This window comes from Allobosea psychrotolerans (assembly GCF_002917105.1).
Taxonomy (GTDB): Bacteria; Pseudomonadota; Alphaproteobacteria; order Rhizobiales; family Beijerinckiaceae; genus Allobosea; species Allobosea psychrotolerans.
Genome location: NZ_PQFZ01000018.1, coordinates 25,849 through 42,725, shown reverse-complemented (window position 1 = coordinate 42,725; position 16,877 = coordinate 25,849). Strand labels below are relative to the sequence as shown.

Here is a 16,877-nt window from a genome sequence, read left to right as displayed (position 1 = left end):
GATCAGCCGGGGCGCGTCGCTTCGATGATGCGTTCGGCCATGGTCCGCGAACCGGCTTGTGAGAACGCGCCTTCATGGCCTTCTCCCTGAAGGGCAAAGCAAGGCGTGTCGGCGGGGAGGCGGCCGGTCCAGCCGAGGGCCGGGTCGGGTGGCCAGCCATCGGGGATCGCTTCGCTGCGGAAGAGCAGAACGCGGCCGTGATAGCTGGGCGGGGTATAGCGCTGGACCAATGTCTCGAGCTCGTCCGTTGTGCGCCAGAAATCGGCTTCGTCGGTAGCTTCGTCGGCGGCTCTCCAGAAGAGGAGCCGCTTGGCCCGCCGGATGGCGGCGGTCGATTGCAGCCAGAACGACATGCGGGTCACGAAGCTGCGTGCCCCCGCGCGCCAGAACCGCCGGGCGAAGCGCCCGGCGCGCCGCGCCTTGAAGAGCAGGCGTGCATGGTAGGGCTGCTGCAGGAAATAGCCCGGCGCCCAACAGTCGATCAGCACGAGCAGATCGACTTCGCGCCCGCTCGCCGCGAGCTGCCTGGCCACTTCGCAGGCGATCACACCGGACCGGCAGAAACCGGCGATCCGGTATCGACCCGCGGCTCTGGTCGCGATGATCGCATCGCAATAGGCCGCCGCCAGCTGCTCGATCGAGGCCGGCGCCGCGCCGTCCACGAGCGGGTCGAGCAGTTGCAGGGCGGCAAAGGGCTGATCGGGGCCGAGTTCCTGCGCCAGCGGCCGATACAGGCGCTGATTCTGGGCGGTGTGATTCAGTGCGAAAAGGGGCGGTTGCGAGCCGGTCTGCTGCAGCCAGGTCCGGCGCAGCGCCGTGGCATCGATCACAGGCCGCGGAGCGGGATCTGCGGGAAGCCAAAGCGGGGATGCGATCGGCAGGGAGGTCGGGGCCGGACGTGGCAATCGCTCGGTCGGGCTGGCGAGCAAGGCTTCGGCAAGGCTCTCATAGCGCGCCACCAGCTCGCTCGCCGTTGCCTCGTCATAGAGATCGCGATGATATTCGCAGGTCAGGCGCCAGCCTTCCTCACGCTCGACCAGGATGAAATTGAGGTCGTAGAGCGCTCCCGGCAGCGGTGAGGGAATTCCCGACAGCTGAAAGCTGTCATTGGCGAGCACGCCGATGAAGGCGCGCTGCACGATGAAATTGACCGAGACCGGCGCCCTGCTGGCGTCCCCATGGGTCGGCAGCATCGGGGCGACCTTGTCGAACGGCCACTGATGATGGTCGACGGCTTCCTCGAAGGTGTCGCGAGCGGCGCGGCAAAGGTCGAGAAAGCATTGTTCCTCCGTGAGCTGCGTACGCAGCACGAGCGTGTTGACGAACGGGCCGACGATCGCTTCCAGCTCGACCTCGTCGCGGGCTGCCATCTGCGTGCTCAGGACGATATCGGAAGCGCCGGTGCGCTGGTGCAGCAGCGCCAGCAGCACGGCATAGGCGGCGGCGAAGAACGTCGCCCCTTCGTTGCGCGCCAGCTCGGCGAGCTTCGCGGTCAAGGGCCGGGGCAACAGCCTGGAGAGCGAGGCGCCGTTCGTGCTGCGTGTCTGAGGGCGCGGGTGATCGGGCGGAATCTCGACGACGGGCGCGCCAGCGAGCTTGCGCGTCCAATAGGCTTCCTCGTCCGCGAGAGCGCCGCCGGAAATCTGCTCATGGCTTCCCTCGGCGAAGTCCGAATATTGCAGCGTGAGCTCGGGGAGGGCGGGTTTGCGGCCGCGGCCGAGCGCCTGATAGATGGACACGAAATCCTTGGCGATGATGCCCATCGACCAACCGTCGCTGACGATGTGGTGGGCCATGACCAGGATCACGGCGTCGGCGCGGCTCTTGCGCAGCAGCGTCGCGCGCAGGAGCGGAGCCTCGTTCAGGTCGAACCCCGTGCGCGCCTCGACCTGTGCGATGCGGTCGGCTTCCGTGGTGCGATCGGCTTCCGGCAGGCCGGACAGGTCGATCTCGACCAGCTTGAAGGGCACATGTTCCGCGATCGCCTGGACCGGGTGTCCATCGACGATCTGGATGGCCGTCCGGAGGCTTTCGTGCCGGTCCAGGATCGCCTGGAATGCATCCTGCGCCAGGCTTGCGTCCAGATGGCCGCGTATCCGCCATTTGACGACGATGTTGAGCGCGGGCGTGCCCGGATCTCTGCTGTCGAGTTGCCAGTAGCGCTCCTGTGCCGACGAGCACCTTGCCGTCATCACGATGCGGTCCGGTTCGCGAGTATTGGTTTCGGGATCACGCGAGAACTGGTTTGCCATGGTTGTTCACCCCCTCTCGCGCTGTGCGACGGCGCCTGGTTCGCCTGGCTCCGCGGCGTCGCGCGATTGCCGCCATGGCCGCTTCCAGAATGTCGGCGCGGGGGCCGGTTCGGTGAAGCCTTCGTCGGGAAGCGATGCAGCGACGCTGGCGATCGTCCGGTTCCGGAAGAAGTCGCGGGCCGCGAGCTTCAGCCCCTCGCGTCGCGCCCGCCCGGTGATCTGGAAAATGCTGAGGGAATCGGCGCCGAGGTCGAACAGATCGTCGTCGACGCCGATATCCTCGCGTCGCAGCACGTCGCACCAGATGCGGACCAGGATGTCCTCGACGTGGGTGCGGGGCATGGCCTTGTCGGCCCGCGGCGCCACGACCTCGGCGTCGGGCGCGGGAAGCGCGGCGCGATCGAGCTTTCCGCTGGAGTTGAGTGGCAGCGCCGGCAGGCCGACCCAGGCCGTCGGCACCATGTAATCCGGCAGCTCCTGCGCCAGCATAGCCCGCAACTCGGTGGATGGTGGGCTTTCCGCGCCGGTGACGTAGTAGCAGACCAGCCGCGGCTCGTTGGGGACATCCTCGCGCAGGATCACAGCCGAGACGAGGCCGGTCTTGCGCGCGAGGACAGCCTCGACTTCCCCGGGTTCGATCCGGAAACCGCGCAGCTTCACCTGATGGTCGAGGCGTCCCAGATGCTGGATGCGGCCATTGGCGAGGTATTTGGCGCGGTCGCCGGTGCGGTAGGCCCTGGCGCAGGTGCTGGGATCGACCGGGTTGGCGATGAAGCTCTTCGCCGTGAGCCTTGGGTTGCTGGCATAGCCGCGCGCCAGGCCTGCGCCCGCGATCAGCAGTTCGCCGGGAATGCCGACTCCGACGGGCTGGTCATTGTCATCGACGATGTAGAACTGCGTGTTGGCGATCGGCAGGCCGATGGTGATGACGTCGTCATCGGGGTGGATGCGAGCGACCGAAGACCAGATGGTGGTCTCGGTCGGTCCGTACATGTTCCACAGCTCACCGCCGCCTTCGAGAAGCTTGCGGGCGAGCTCAAGCGGCAAGGCCTCACCGCCGCAAAGCATGCGGAAGCCCGGGCGCGAGCGGAATCCGGCCTCCAGCAGGAGCCGCCACGTCATCGGTGTCGCCTGCAGAACGGTGGCGCCGCTCTGTTCCAGTCGCGCCAGAAGCTCCATTCCGTCTTTCGCCTCCTCGGCGGTCGCGATGGCGACCCGGCCGCCCCGGATCAGCGGCAGCAGCAATTCCAGCGCCGCGATATCGAACGTCACCGTGGTGACGGCGAGGATGGTGTCGGTGCTGGCAAAGCCCGGCTCGTGCGCCATCGCAAACAGCAGGTTCGACAAGCCGCCATGCGTGACCTCGACGCCCTTCGGCGCTCCGGTGGAGCCGGAGGTGTAGATCACATAGGCAAGGTGAGCGCCTGAAACCGGCGCCGTCCTGATGCCGGCGAGCGTGCGATCGGTCTGCTCGACATCGATCGGGATGACGCCTTCGTCGAGCTCGAGGACGGCCGGATCCAGCGGCCCGGCGGTCAGCAGCGCGACGGCCTCCGAGTCCCTCAGGATCATCTGGATCCGTGCGCTGGGCATCATCGGGTCGAGCGGCACATAGGGGAAGCCAGCCTTCAGCGCGCCCAGCATCGCGGCAATGAGCGCCGGGGACCGCGCGATCAGGAGCCCGACGCGGCTCTCGGGCGTCTCGATCCGGGCCATGAGTTCGGCCGCGATTCGGTCCGCCCAGGCGTTGAGCCCGGCGTAGGACAGCTGCTCATCGCCGAACGACACGGCTATGGCGTCGGGCTGCTGCTGGGCGTGCTGCTCGAAGGCCGCCACGGTGCCCGCCTCGACCTCGAAGGCGACCTGCGTGTCGTTCAGATCCGAGACCAGACGCTGGCGTTCTCCGCCTTCGATCAGCGGCAGCGCGGCGATGGTCGTGTCGGGATTGGCCGCGATCGCCGCCAGCAGCGTGCGGTAATGCCCCAGCCAACGGTCGATGGTGGCGGCATCGAAGAGATCGGCGCCGTAGCAGCAGTCGATCCGCAGCCCGTCGTCGGATTCTCCGATGTTGAAGTAGATGTCGAAGGTGGAGAACGATTTGGGGTTCGGCTCCGCGCTGGCGCTGACGCCGGGCCCGAAGTCGAGATTGCCCGCCAGGCGCTCGAGATTGAACTGCACCTCGACCAATGGGAGCCGGCCCGAGACGGGCGGGATGCGCAGCCGCTTCAGAAGCGCGCCGAGCGTGAAGCTTTGATGGTCGTAGGCGTCGAGAATGATGCGCCCGACCTTGTCGAGATGGGCCGAGAACGGCTCTGCCGGATCGATGGCGCTTCGGATCGGCAGGAAGTTGACGCAATGGCCGACAGGCGAGGGGCCGTCCAGCAGCGACTGCCCAGCGGCGGGAACGCCCACGACAAGGTCACGCCCGCCCGAGAGCCGCAGCAGCAGGACCTGGAAGGCGGCGAAGAGCGTGGCGAACAGGGTTCGCCGGCGCTGCGCCCCAGCTGCCTTCACATTGCGATAAAGCTCGGCCTCGATGAAGCTCGTGCGCGTGCCGCCGAGGAAGCTGCGCGGCACTTGCCGCGGCCGGTCCGTCGGCAATTCGAGCGGGGCGGGGATGTCGGAGAACATCCCGGCCCAGTATGTTCCCGCCTCATTGACGCGCGGGTCCTGGCGCATCAGCTTGGCATATTCTGCGAACGGCATCGGGGCCTTGAGGCTGTCGGGGCCGGAGCGATAGGCCGTGGCGATCTCGTCGAGCAGGACATTCGTCGACCAGCCATCGCAGACGATGTGGTGTGCCGACAGGATCAGCACATGCCGGTCATCGGCGAGCCGGATGATCTCGGCTTCCGCTACCGGGCCCTGCACGAGATCATAGGGTCGGCTGGCATAGGCTTCGATCGTAGCACGCAGGGTCTCTTGCGGGTCGGGCTCGCCGCGCAGATCGCTCATGGCGACCGGAAAGTTGCCCGATGGCGCGATCTGCATCGTCTCGCCATCCGCAGAAAACCTGGCATGCAGGATCGTGTGCCGGGCGGCGACCTGCCTGACCGCCTCCGCGAGACGAGGCGCGTCGATCTCGCCTTGAAGCGTCAGGCTGACGGACTCGTTGAAGGCGGCACTGGCCTCCGCACTCGTCTGAGCCGAAAGCCAGATTTCCGTCTGTGCCTCCGTCAGAGGAAGTCTGGTCTCGGAAGGCGCGGCGGAAATCTCCGCCGCGCGGCCTTCGACAGCGCTGCCAGGCAACACTCCGTCCTGCCGCATGAGCTGGAGGCTTTCGCGGAAAGCCTGGACGATCGCGGCGATTTCGACATCGCCATGCTGCGTCGTCAGGAAGCAGGGATAGTGTTCCTGGATAAAAATGCCGCGGGCTCGCAGATGATAATGCAGCAGGCTGCCCAGCCTGTGGTCGCGGCCCGGCTCGAAATAGAGCACGCTGCCATAGCTTTCGATCGGGACGTCCCAACCGACTTCCGCGAAGGCGCGCTTCAGCTCTTCGGCCAGATCGCGCATGCGGCTGGTCAGCGCCTCCGTGAGCGCTGGCCCCTTGTCCCTGACATGCTTCAGTACGGCGACGGTCGCCGCCAGGACGAGCGGATGCCTGACGAAGGTTCCCGCGAAGAAGGTCACGCCTATCTCGGGCGCGCTGTCGTCGCCGAAGCGCCAGGCGCCGCCATCAAGGGCATCCATGAAGCGGGGTGTTCCCGCCAGCAGGCCCACGGGCAGGCCGCCGCCCACGACCTTTCCATAGGTGGCGAGATCAGGGCGGATCCCGAGCAGCGCCTGCACACCGGCCGGATGGACCCTGAATCCGGTCACGACCTCGTCGAAGACGAGAGCCGTGCCAGCCTGTTCGGTGATCTCGCGCAACTCCTTGAGGAAGGCGGCAGGCAGGTATCCGGGCCGCCGGCTCTGCACGGGTTCGACGAGAACGGCGGCAAGCTCATGAGCGTGCTCGCGGAGCCAGGCGAGGCTTTCATCCGTGCCGTAGTCCAGCACGGTCATGCGGCCGACGGCCTCTGCCGGGATACCTGGTGCGGCGGGCACGGAGCGGCGCTGCTCGCCCGCGCCGACGCCCCGGACCAGAACCTCGTCGAACTGGCCATGATAGGCGCCGGCGAAAGCGACGATGCGATCGCGGCCGGTCACGGTGCGGGCAACGCGCATCGCAGCCATCACGGCTTCGGAGCCGGTATTGCAGAAGGCGACGCGGGCATGGCCGGTAAGCTCGCAAAACAGCCTGGAGGCCTCGTGTGCGAGCGGCGATTGCGGCCCGATGGCAAAGCCTTCGGCAAGCTGGGCCTGAACCGCCTCGACGACGAAATCCGGCGCGTGGCCGAAGGCCGTCTGGCCGTAGCCGTTGACGAGGTCGATATAGGCGTTGCCGTCGACATCCCAGATCCGGGCGCCCTTCGCCCGTGCGGCGACGATCGGATAGACCATCTCCTTCCAGTCCGCGGCGAAGCCCGAGACGGTGCGAGGGTCGGCCAGCATCGGGCGATGCTGGTCCGCGAGCCGCTTCGAATTCGGGGTCCTGCCGACATAGAGCGCCGTCAGCCGGGCGATATGCGCGCGCTGTGCCTCCGTGAGCGCCTCATTGCCTGTCCGGATCAGCGGCCGGAACCGTGTGGCTGGGCCGGCCGCAGCCGCCACATTCGGCGCCGCGGGAGCGGGCGCAATCGCCGGCGGAGCCTGGAGGGGCGGCGCGGTCTTCGCGGTGGCCGGCGACGCCGCCTGGCCGCTCAAGAGCTGCAATTGATGCTCCATCAAGCGCGACATCACGTCGAGCTGCTCGCGCATCAGCGCGTCGAAAGCCGAGCTGCCCGGCCGGTCGACGCCGATGGCGGCTGTGGGCGGGGCAGGAGGCGGGGCAAGGGATGAGGCAGGTGATGGCGCGGTCTTCGCGGCGACCGGCGGGACGATTTCAGACTTCGTCATTTCCTGCGGGCGAACCTCGGCGATATGGCGCGCCACCTCGTCGACGCTTGGAAGATCGTCGAGAAGCTGCCGAAAGCGGATCTGCACGCCGAACGTCGTCTGCAGGCTTTGGGCAGCCTGCGTCAGCAGCAGGGAGTCGAAGCCGAGCTCAAGGAAGCTCGCGCCGGTCTCGGCTTCGCTGAAGGGCCGGCCCGACAGGTTCTCGAAGACGGCGGCGACGCGAGCAGCGAGGCCTGAGCGGTCCGGGATGAGGTCGACATCAGCATGGCGGTTCATGGCCGGTTCCTGATCGGGTTGACCTTGATGAGGAGTGTCGGGGGCAATGACGGGTATGGCCGGCGCGCTGGCGGTGGAGGCTGCGGGAGCCTCGACCCAGTGCCGGCTGCGCTCGAAAGGATAGGTCGGCAGGGAGACGCGCCTGCGGCTGCCTTCGCCGTGATAGGCAGCCCAGTCCGGCGCGATGCCGGCACACCAGAGGCGCCCGAGGGCCGTCGCGAGCATCTCTCCGGCATCGTCCTGCATCGCCGGCAGGCAAGAGATGGCGGCCCGGCCCGCGCCGGCCCCTTGCAGTGCGAAGCTCGCCAGCGCCGCGCCGGGGCCGACCTCGAGCAGCACGGGAGACAGCTCGCGCACCAGGGTGGCGATACCGTCGGCGAAGCGGACAGGCTCGCGGGCATGCCTGGCCCAATAGGACGGATCGGTCGCCTGTTCGGCGGTGATCCAATCGCCGCTCACCGCCGAGACATAGGGCAGCTCGGGCGGATTGAGGCGGATGGCCGCGACCGCTTCGGTGAACGGCTCGATCAACGGGTCGATCATGCCGGAGTGGAAGGCATGCGAGGTCTGCAGCCGGCGATGCGTCACCGCGCGCCGAGCAAGCTCCGCTTCCAGCGCCTCGATCGCCTCGAACGGGCCGGCGAGCACGCTCATGCCGGGAGCGTTGACCGCCGCCACCGAGACGCCGTGGCGCGCCAGCGCCGCAATCTCGGCATCGGGCAGGCGCACGGCCAGCATCGCCCCGCCCGGCAGGTCCTGCATCATGCGGCCGCGCGTCGCGACGAGCGACAGGGCATCCTCGAGCGAGAAGACGCCGGCGAGGCAGGCCGCGGCGAACTCGCCGACGCTGTGGCCGATCATCGCGGCCGGACGCAGGCCCCAGCTCGTCAGGAGCTGTGCGAGAGCATATTCGACCGTGAAGATCGCGGGCTGGGCGAGCACGGTTGCCGAGAGGCGCTCGGGATCGACGCCGCCATTGCTCGGATAGAGCAGGCTGAGCAGGTCGAGATCGAGCCGGGGCTTCAGGATCTCACAGCAGAGATCGACCGTCCGGCGATAGACCGGCTCTCCGGCGTAGAGCTCGCGCGCCATCTGGGGGTATTGCGACCCCTGTCCGGGAAACATGAAGATGAGGTCGCTCGCGCCGGTTACGGCAGCCACGCGCGCAGTATTCTGCTTGCGCAGCGCTTGGGCGGCCTCGCGATGACTGCTGCCGGCCGCGGCGATGCGATGGGCGAAATGGCGCCGTCCCGTCTGCAAGGTGAAGGCGATATCGGCGAGATTCTGTTCGGGGTGCGCGTCGAGATGCTCCGCGAGCCGGTCCCGCGCCTGGCCGAGGGCGACTGCGCTTCGGGCCGAGACCGTCAGGATCTGGCTGTTGCGGGCCGGTGCCTCCACTTCGGTCGCGGGCGCCTGCTCCAGCACGAGGTGGACATTGGTCCCGCCGACGCCGAAGGCGCTGACACCCGCACGGCGCGGTCCCTCCCCAGCGGGCCAGCCCTGCAGGCGATCGGCGATGAAGAACGGGCTGTTCGGCAGGTCGAGAGCGGGGTTCGGCTGCGTGACGTGCAGGCTCGCCGGCAGCGTTCCGTTGGCCACTGCGAGCGTGGCCTTGATCAGGCCTGTGACACCGGCTGCCGCATCGAGATGGCCGATATTGGATTTGACGGAGCCCAGCGCGCAGAAGCCGCGATCCTCGGTCGTCAGGCGGAAGGCTGCGGTCAGCCCGGCGACCTCGATCGGATCCCCCATCGGTGTGCCGGTTCCGTGACACTCGACATAGCCGATGGAGCGCGCCTCGATATCGGCAGCGGCGTGGGCCATGATGATCGCAGCCGCCTGGCCGTCGACGCTGGGCGCGGTGAAGCCGACCTTGCCGGCGCCGTCATTGTTGAGGCCGACGCCGCGGATGACGGCGTAGATGTGATCGCGATCGGCGACGGCATCCTCCAGCCTTTTCAGCGCAACGAGGCCGGCGCCGCTGCCGAAGACCGTGCCGTTGGCACCACTGTCGAAAGCGCGGCAATGGCCGTCCGTCGAGACCATGCCGCCCTCCTGGGCGAGATAGCCCCGCCGTTGCGGGAAGGTGATCGAGACGCCACCCGCCAGGGCCATGTCGCAGCCGTGGTTGAGCAGGCTCTGGACGGCCTGGGCGACGGCCAATAGCGAGGTCGAACAGGCGGATTGGACCGCGACGCAAGGGCCGGTGAGACCGAGCTTGTAGCCGATGCGCGTCGCGGTGAAATCCGAGGCGGAGCCGACCAGCATCCCAAGGTTGCCGATCTGGAAGTTCGACGTGTAGTCGGCAATGGCGGCGCGGTCCTGGAACAGGTTGTGCAGCAGGTAGGTGGTGGATGTCGCGCCTGCGAAGACGCCGATGCATTGGCCGGGCCTGGCGGGATCGTAGCCTGCATCCTCGAGCGCCTCCCAGGCGCATTCCAGCAGCAGGCGCTGCTGCGGGTCGGTGATGGAGGCCTCGCGCGGCAGCATGCCGAAGAAAGGAGCGTCGAACAGCTCGACGCCCTCGAGGAGGGGGCGGGCCGGGACATAATTCGGGAGCGCGCGCGTCGCCGCATCGAAACTGTCCTCCAATGCGGCGGGGTCGATCCGGGTGATCGATTCCACCCCGTCCAGGAGGTTCTGCCAGAACGATCCGATCGTGGCCGCGCCGGGAAAGCGACCGGCCATGCCGATGATCGCGATGGCGCCGCTGGGCAGGGGGTCACTCATGGGAACCGCCAGCCGGCGCGGCGCCGAGCGTGGAGGTCGTCAGCCCGCGTGAACGCATCCCGCGTTCGCGTGCCGCGGCAAGGGAGCCGAGCGTGCCGTGGCTCGCGGGCGTCAGATGGCCGGCCAGGGCGCGCAGGTTCGGGCGGCGGTAGAGATCGATCAGGCCGACGCCCGCCATGTCTTGAGGGAGTTCATGGGCAAGGCGCCGGTGGAGTTCGGCGATCAGCAGCGAATTGCCACCAAGATCGAAGAAATTATCGTCGATGCCGACAAGGTCGATCCGGAGGACATCGGCGACGATCGCTGCGAGACGCCGCTCCAGCGCGCTGCGCGGCGCGCAATAGGGTGCGGCTGTATCCGGCCGCGACCGGTCCGGCTCGGGCAACGCCGCCCGATCGAGCTTGCCGTTCACCGTCAGCGGGAGATGCGGCACGAAGACGAACGCCGCCGGCACCATGTGATCGGGCAGGATCGAGGCGAGATGGGCCTTCAGCGCGGCAGGCGAGGGACGTTCGCAGCCCTCCGTCACGAGGTAGCCGATGAGGCGATCATGCCCGCCGCCATCGGCACGCAGCAGCACCGCAGCCTGCCTGATCGTGGGATACGACAGGAGCGCCGTCTCAATCTCCCCGAGTTCGACACGGAAGCCGCGGATCTTGATCTGCTGGTCGGCCCGACCGAGATACTCGTATTCGCTCTCGCTGATCTGGCGGGCTAGGTCACCCGAGCGGTAGAGCCGGGCGCCTGGCCGGTGAGGGTGCGGCACGAAGCGCGCGGAGGTGAGGTCGGGCCGGTTCAGATAGCCGCGGGCCAGCCCCGCTCCGGCGACGAAGATCTCCCCGATCTCGCCCGTCGGAACCGGCAGCATGGTGTCGCCGTCGAGCAGCAGAATGTCGAGGTCTGGAATCGCCCGGCCGATCAGGCTCGAGCGCCGCGTGGTTTCGGCCGGTGACAAGGGACGATAGGTGACGTGAACCGTGGTCTCGGTGATCCCGTACATGTTGACGAGCCGCGCATGCTCGCCGCGCCGTTCGTACCAGCCGGCCAGGCGCCTGGGGTCCAAGGCCTCGCCGCCGAAGATCACGAGCCTCAGCGCGAGCCGATCGCGCCCCGAACGGTCGCGGTCGGCTTGGTCGAGGGCTGCAAAAGCGGAGGGCGTCTGGTTGAGAACCGTGACGCCTTCGTCGGCGAGGAGCCGCAGGAAGGCAGCGGGGTCGCGCGTCGTGCCTTCCGGCACGATCACGAGGCGCCCGCCATAGAGGAGGGCTCCCCAGATCTCCCAGACGGAGAAATCGAACGATACGGAATGGAACAGGGTCCAGACATCGCCTGGCCGGAAGGCGAACCAGGCTTGCGTCGCAGTGAACAGCCGCGTGACGGCGGCGTGCTCGACGGCGACGCCTTTCGGGCGCCCGGTCGAGCCGGAGGTATAGATCACATAGGCGAGATCGCCGGCCGCCGGCAGTTGTCTGGGCAGCGGATGCCTTGCCATATCGGCGTCTGCGTGATCATGCGGATCGAGCCGCTGCCGACCGCGCGGCAGCCAGCCGGCACAATCGGACGTCGCGACGATGATGGAGGCATCGGCGTCCTCGACCATGAAAGCGAGGCGCTCGCCGGGATAGGCGGGATCGAGCGGCAGATAGGCGGCGCCGCTCTTCAGTATGGCGAGCAGCGCCACGATCAATTCGAGCGAGCGTGGAAGGCAGAGCCCGACGATGGCGCCAGGCTTGGCACCCATGGCGGCCAGCCGATCAGCCAGCCGATCGGCACGCTTGTCGAGCTCTGCATAGGACAGGCTGGCCGAGCCGAAGGACAGCGCGACATGGTGCGGCTGTGCGGCTGCTCGGGCGCAGAACAGGCTGACGAGGGTCTCGGCCTCGACTGGGGCTGCAGCGCTCGCGGCCCCGTCGGACGGCGGCGCTTCGGCCGGAACGGCCGCCTTGTCGGCGGCTACGGCCAGGGCTTGCGCCCGGTTGCGATCCTGCGTGCGGCAGGAGGCGGTTTTTTTGAGGATCTGGGTCATGACGGGAAGGCTATGCGCCAACACCGCGCGACAAAATGGGAGCAGTTGGAGTAACACCATCTTCCCATAAGCCAGTGCGCTCCGCGCAACCGGGCTGCATCCGATGTTTCCCATCGGGCATGTTTCTGCAGAAGAATGAATGCTCGGAAGTGGGGCGGGCTCTGCCGTTTCAAGAGGCCTTCAGCCGGAAATAGAGTCCTGAATAGGTCTCGACATGGCATTCCGGATGAAACGGTACGTCCAGGCTGCGCGGTTTCTCCCATGAATCCATGAGCTGGTAGCCGAGCGCGAGCATACCGTCGATGAACCCGGCGCGTTGCGCCACGCTATAGGGACAAAACGCCACTTGCCGTGCTCGCGTGATCACGGATTGGATCGTCACGAAGGAGCGTCGCGCGTGCAGCGGGGTCCGTTGCACGATGACGTGCCGCGGGCGATCCGCCCAAACCTTCAGCCTGTCTTGAAGATAGTGCTCGGACAGGTATTGCAGCGAGCCCGCCGCGAGCAGGATATCCATCCCGCAGCCTTCGTCGACGGCGTCGGTGAAGCGCAGGCGCTGGGCGGCTTCCTTGCCGGCAAGCGCCCGGCCTGCCTGCGTGATCCGGGGGACATCGAAAACGGTCCAGCGAAAATCCTCGGGGAAGGCCAGATAGCGGTCGTACTGGCGGAAGGCGTGGCCGACATAGCCGCCGAGGTCGAGGAGCGTCCGGGCGCCTTCGTCCAGGGCTTCGCGCAACCAGAACAGGACCGGGTATTCGGTCGCGGGCATTGGCTCGAAGCCGCCTGCCGTAGTGGTGTAGTGGTCGATGTCCGCCATCGCGTCATGGTCGAAACCGGCGAGACCTGGCGGGAGCGCGCGGCTGGCGGCCTCGAAGCTCTCATACACGCCGCTATAGCCGCAATGGTATTTCCCGGCTCGAAAGCGGCTCTGGTAGAGCCAGCGGCGCATCTCCGTGCCGGCTGGAATCCAGCGCGCCGCCAGGAGCAGCCTTTGATTCCAGGCGGCCATCGCCGTCATCCGTCACACTCCGATCCTGCGCGCCGAGACCTGGCGAATGTCGAAAATGAAGGACTCCGCTTGGCGTCGAGCGAAGATCGCGGCCGATCCAGCTGCGTCCGCTCGCATCGTGATGGCGCGAGCGAACAGGCGCATTGCAGGCTCCGCAAAAAGAAGCGTCAAAGCGAGGAGGAACAGCACCACCGTTGCCCGCATACGGCTGGGTTTCGGTGCGAGGGGGCGCGTTTGCGGCGCAGGCTGGACCGCCGACCGATCAGGGGAAATGGAAACAGGCGCAATCCGTCGCTGCGTTTGCCTGGCGGGCGCGCCGAACGCCGCCGTCATCAGCTCGGCGCCGCCTTCATCGACCGCCAGCCAATGTTTCGCAAAGCTCGAATGCTGGACCGCCGGCAAGCCCGTGTGGGAGCGCTCGCCGTCGCGGTTTTGCTGGGCAGGCCTCTCCGAAGTTGCCAAGGGCGCCTCCATTTCCCTGTGTCGAAATGCGTTTTCAATTGCCCGCCGCGGGATCGCGGCCAGCGTCGGCGCTGGCTTCTAGACCCGCTGCCGGATCATCGCTTCGGTTCGGCGTCTCATCGTCAGCCCCAATGTTGGGCGGGTTCGATACGGATGACGTCGTCTTCGCCGAGATAGCTTCCGTTCTGGACGCCAATGAGCTCAAGCGGCTCGAGACCGCTGTTCTCCAGCTGATGCGGAGCACCCAGCGGAATGAAAATGTGCTCGCTCCTGCCGAAATGGCCGATCGTCTCATCGATGGTCACGGTGGCTGTGCCGCGCACCACCACCCAGTGTTCGGATCGGAAGCGATGCTTCTGCAGCGACAAGCGTCCCTGGGGAGCGACGACGAGCCGCTTGACCTGGAAACCCTCGCCGGAATCGACGATCTGATAGGAGCCCCAGGCACAATGAACGCTCGCATGCGTCTCGGCCTGGCTGCAGCCCTTGCTGCGCAAGAGCTCGACGACCTGCTTGACCTCCGCCGCGCGGTTGCGGTCGGCGACAAGAACGGCATCCCGGCTCGCGACGATGATGAGATCTTCCACGCCAAGGACGGAGGTCATCGGCCCGTCCGTCGAGACCAGACAATTATGCGCGTCGAACAGCTCGACATTGCCGCGGCGGGCATTCCCGCTGCCATCATGGTCGCTCAAGGCCCACAGAGCGTCCCAGTTCCCGACGTCGGACCAGCCGCACGAGGTGGCGACGACAGCGGCTCGTTCCGTGCGCTCCATGACGGCGAAATCGATCGAACGTTTATCAGCCTTCACGAAATCGGCCGGGGCCAGCGCGAAGGCGCCATCCTCGTCTCGTCCGTTCGCGAGAGCGGCTTCGACCGCCTTCACCGTCGCCGGTTCGAAGGAGCGATATTCCTCGATCAGCGTCTTGGCGCCGAACAGGAAGTTGCCCGAGTTCCAGAGCCAGCCTTTGAGGAGGTATTCCGCGGCACGGTGTCCGTCAGGTTTCTCGGCGAAGCGTTCGACGCGCCGGGCTTCGCCCTCGAGGACAACCCCGGGCTCGATCCAGCCATATTCCGTGCAGGGATGGCGCGCCGTAATCCCGAACGTGACGAGGCGCCCGGCTCGGGCGGCGGAAAGGCCGTTCGCGACGGCGCTCCGGAAGGCGGCCGGATCGGTCACGACATGGTCGGAGGCGACCACCAGGACGGGGGTGTCCGCGTGTTGGCTTGCACTGTCTAGGCTTGCCGCAACCATGCAACCGGCAAGGATGGCAGGCCCGGAATCGCGCCGCTCGGGCTCCAGCACGATATCGGCCGAGGCGTTTATCTCCGCGAGCTGCTTCTCCGCCAGGACGCGATGCGTGTGGTTGGTCAGGATGATCGGTCGCTCGAACAGCTTGTGGCGCAGCCGCAGGACGGTGTCCTGGAACGTCGAGCGCTCACCGAAGAGCATGGCGAACTGCTTCGGGAAAGAGTTGCGGGATGTCGGCCATAGCCTTGTCCCGGCACCGCCGCACATGATGATCGGACGTATCTTCGAAGGCATCTGGGATCCTCTCGGCGGGGGCAGCGACCGGGTCATTGCCGGCTGGCAAGGCCCGTGAGTGAGCGAATGCCTGTCTGAGTCTCTTCAGATCGTTTGCTTTCGATCGCCTCCCGCTTCGGAGTGATCTGGATGATGTCACCCGGCTGCAGGGCGGTTTCGAAACTCGCCTGGATCGTCGCCGGTGCGAGGCCGGTCTGTCGCGTGATCCGGAGGTCCCAGTCGGTTGCGGTGCTCGACCCCTCACTGGAAGCCAGCCTGCGGCGCCGGCTCTCGGCGATTTCGCGCGCGGTCGGGATGCTGCGCTCGACCTCCAGTATCTTCTGCCGTGTTTCCTGGAGCTCGAGGACGACGCGGCGCATATAGCTCGTGTCGAGCTCCCTCAGCCGGAGCGTCAGCTCGCCCAGCGCTGTTTCGTTCTTGGCGAGTTCGGCCTTGATGCGGGCGGCCTCGCTGCGCGTGCGGGCATATTCGCGCTCGCGCTCGACCTGAACGGTTCGCAGCGCATTGCCGGTCGCGGCGAGCTTGTTGTACTCGGACGACTGCTCTTGTGTCAGATCGACCTGACGCTTGGCCAATTCAGCCTGCTCCGTCAAAGCGGTCCTTTCGGATGCGAGCCGTGCGACTTGCTGGCTCAGCAATTCGCGCTCGCCCTCGCGCGCGCGATGTTGGAAGTCGAGGATTTCCTGCTCGCCCGCCATGATCTGGGCGCTGCCCGACGTCCGCGAAGAGAGGGGCGCGAGCTGCTTCACGCCGTCACGCTCGGCCTCCAGCCGGAGACGTCTCGCCATCAGCGTCTGGAGCGATGCGCCGAGCAGCTGCTCGCGCTCGTCGGCAAGCAGGAGCTCGGACCTGAGCACATTGAGCGACTCGTCGCCGACGCGGTAGCCGCCGGCCAGCGCTATGGCCCCCAGAACGCTGAGTCCGTGCCGGAAAGGATAGGTTCCCGGCGAGCGAACCTCGCCCATGACGTAGACGGGCCTCAGTTCGGCGATCCGCAGGCTGACGACGGCATCGCGAAGATAGCCGTCCATGAGCGCACTGCGGATGCGCGCCTCCGCTTCGGGCGCGGTCAGCCCGCCGATCCGGACGCGTCCGGCGAGCGGCATGTTCACCGCGCCTGCGCCATCGAGCACGAAGTCGCCGGAAAGATCCGACTGGCCGAAGACAGAGATCGTGACCTTGTCGCCGATCGCGAGCGTTTCGGCCGCTTCGCGTTCTGCAGCCGAGGCGCTTGGCCCCGCGAGGACGCTTGGCCCCGTGAACAACAGGAAGGCGAGCAGCGCCAGGAGGGAATACCGCAGGCTGCCTTGTCCCGACCTGCCGAGATGGGCAGGAGTTCCGTATGTGGGACGAGGGTGCTGTTGATCAGTTGAGGCGTGCAAGGTCAGCTCCGACCGTCCTGCCCAGGCAAATCTCAGGATGGGATGCCGGGGGCGTCAGGATGTCAGGACTAGGCCCGCTTTCCGCGTTGCCATTCAGGCCAAGCCGCGTCGCCACAGGATTAATCCCAACGTGCTGTGCGGCCGTCGCAGTCGCGTCAGGACATCATGCTGGGCGCGAGGGTCACACCAAGAGGATGACCCTCCCAAAGCGTCCTTTGAGAACGGAATGCTTACGGCAAAGCTGCGGGTTCG

The 16,877-nt window shown here is 67.1% G+C and carries 7 protein-coding genes; all 7 read right to left on the bottom strand.

The window, feature by feature from the left end; all coding sequences use genetic code 11:
* Positions 1–2: 2 nt before the first annotated feature.
* The 7 genes from CYD53_RS23550 to CYD53_RS23520 all read right to left on the bottom strand — a co-directional run bounded on the left by CYD53_RS23550 (position 3) and on the right by CYD53_RS23520 (position 16,625).
* Positions 3–2,252 (bottom strand): condensation domain-containing protein, encoded by a 2,250-nt coding sequence (locus CYD53_RS23550; protein ID WP_103720529.1) that lies wholly within the window; start codon positions 2,250–2,252, stop codon positions 3–5.
* A gap of 6 nt (positions 2,253–2,258) precedes the next feature.
* The gene (locus tag CYD53_RS23545) at positions 2,259–10,199 is read right to left on the bottom strand and encodes a hybrid non-ribosomal peptide synthetase/type I polyketide synthase (protein WP_103720528.1); all 7,941 of its coding nucleotides are present in this window, start codon (positions 10,197–10,199) and stop codon (positions 2,259–2,261) included.
* Positions 10,192–12,225: an amino acid adenylation domain-containing protein gene (locus tag CYD53_RS23540; RefSeq protein WP_210202416.1), complete on the bottom strand. Its 2,034-nt coding sequence runs from the start codon at positions 12,223–12,225 to the stop codon at positions 10,192–10,194. Before CYD53_RS23540 ends, CYD53_RS23545 begins: the two co-directional genes overlap by 8 nt.
* A 169-nt stretch (positions 12,226–12,394) precedes the next feature.
* On the bottom strand, positions 12,395–13,234 hold the full coding sequence (locus CYD53_RS23535) for a methyltransferase, TIGR04325 family (protein ID WP_181011993.1): 840 nt from the start codon (positions 13,232–13,234) through the stop codon (positions 12,395–12,397).
* Between the two features lie 12 nt (positions 13,235–13,246).
* Entirely contained in the window at positions 13,247–13,696 is a 450-nt protein-coding gene (locus tag CYD53_RS23530; protein WP_146055988.1) for a hypothetical protein, read from the bottom strand.
* A 122-nt stretch (positions 13,697–13,818) separates the two neighbouring features.
* A complete protein-coding gene (locus CYD53_RS23525) occupies positions 13,819–15,243 on the bottom strand; it encodes a mannose-1-phosphate guanylyltransferase/mannose-6-phosphate isomerase (protein ID WP_103720524.1) in 1,425 nt (474 codons plus the stop codon).
* A 32-nt stretch (positions 15,244–15,275) separates the two neighbouring features.
* Positions 15,276–16,625 carry a polysaccharide biosynthesis/export family protein gene (locus tag CYD53_RS23520; RefSeq protein WP_103720523.1) on the bottom strand — a complete coding sequence of 450 codons (1,350 nt, stop codon included), beginning with the start codon at positions 16,623–16,625 and terminating at the stop codon, positions 15,276–15,278.
* Between the last annotated feature and the right edge of the window lie 252 nt (positions 16,626–16,877).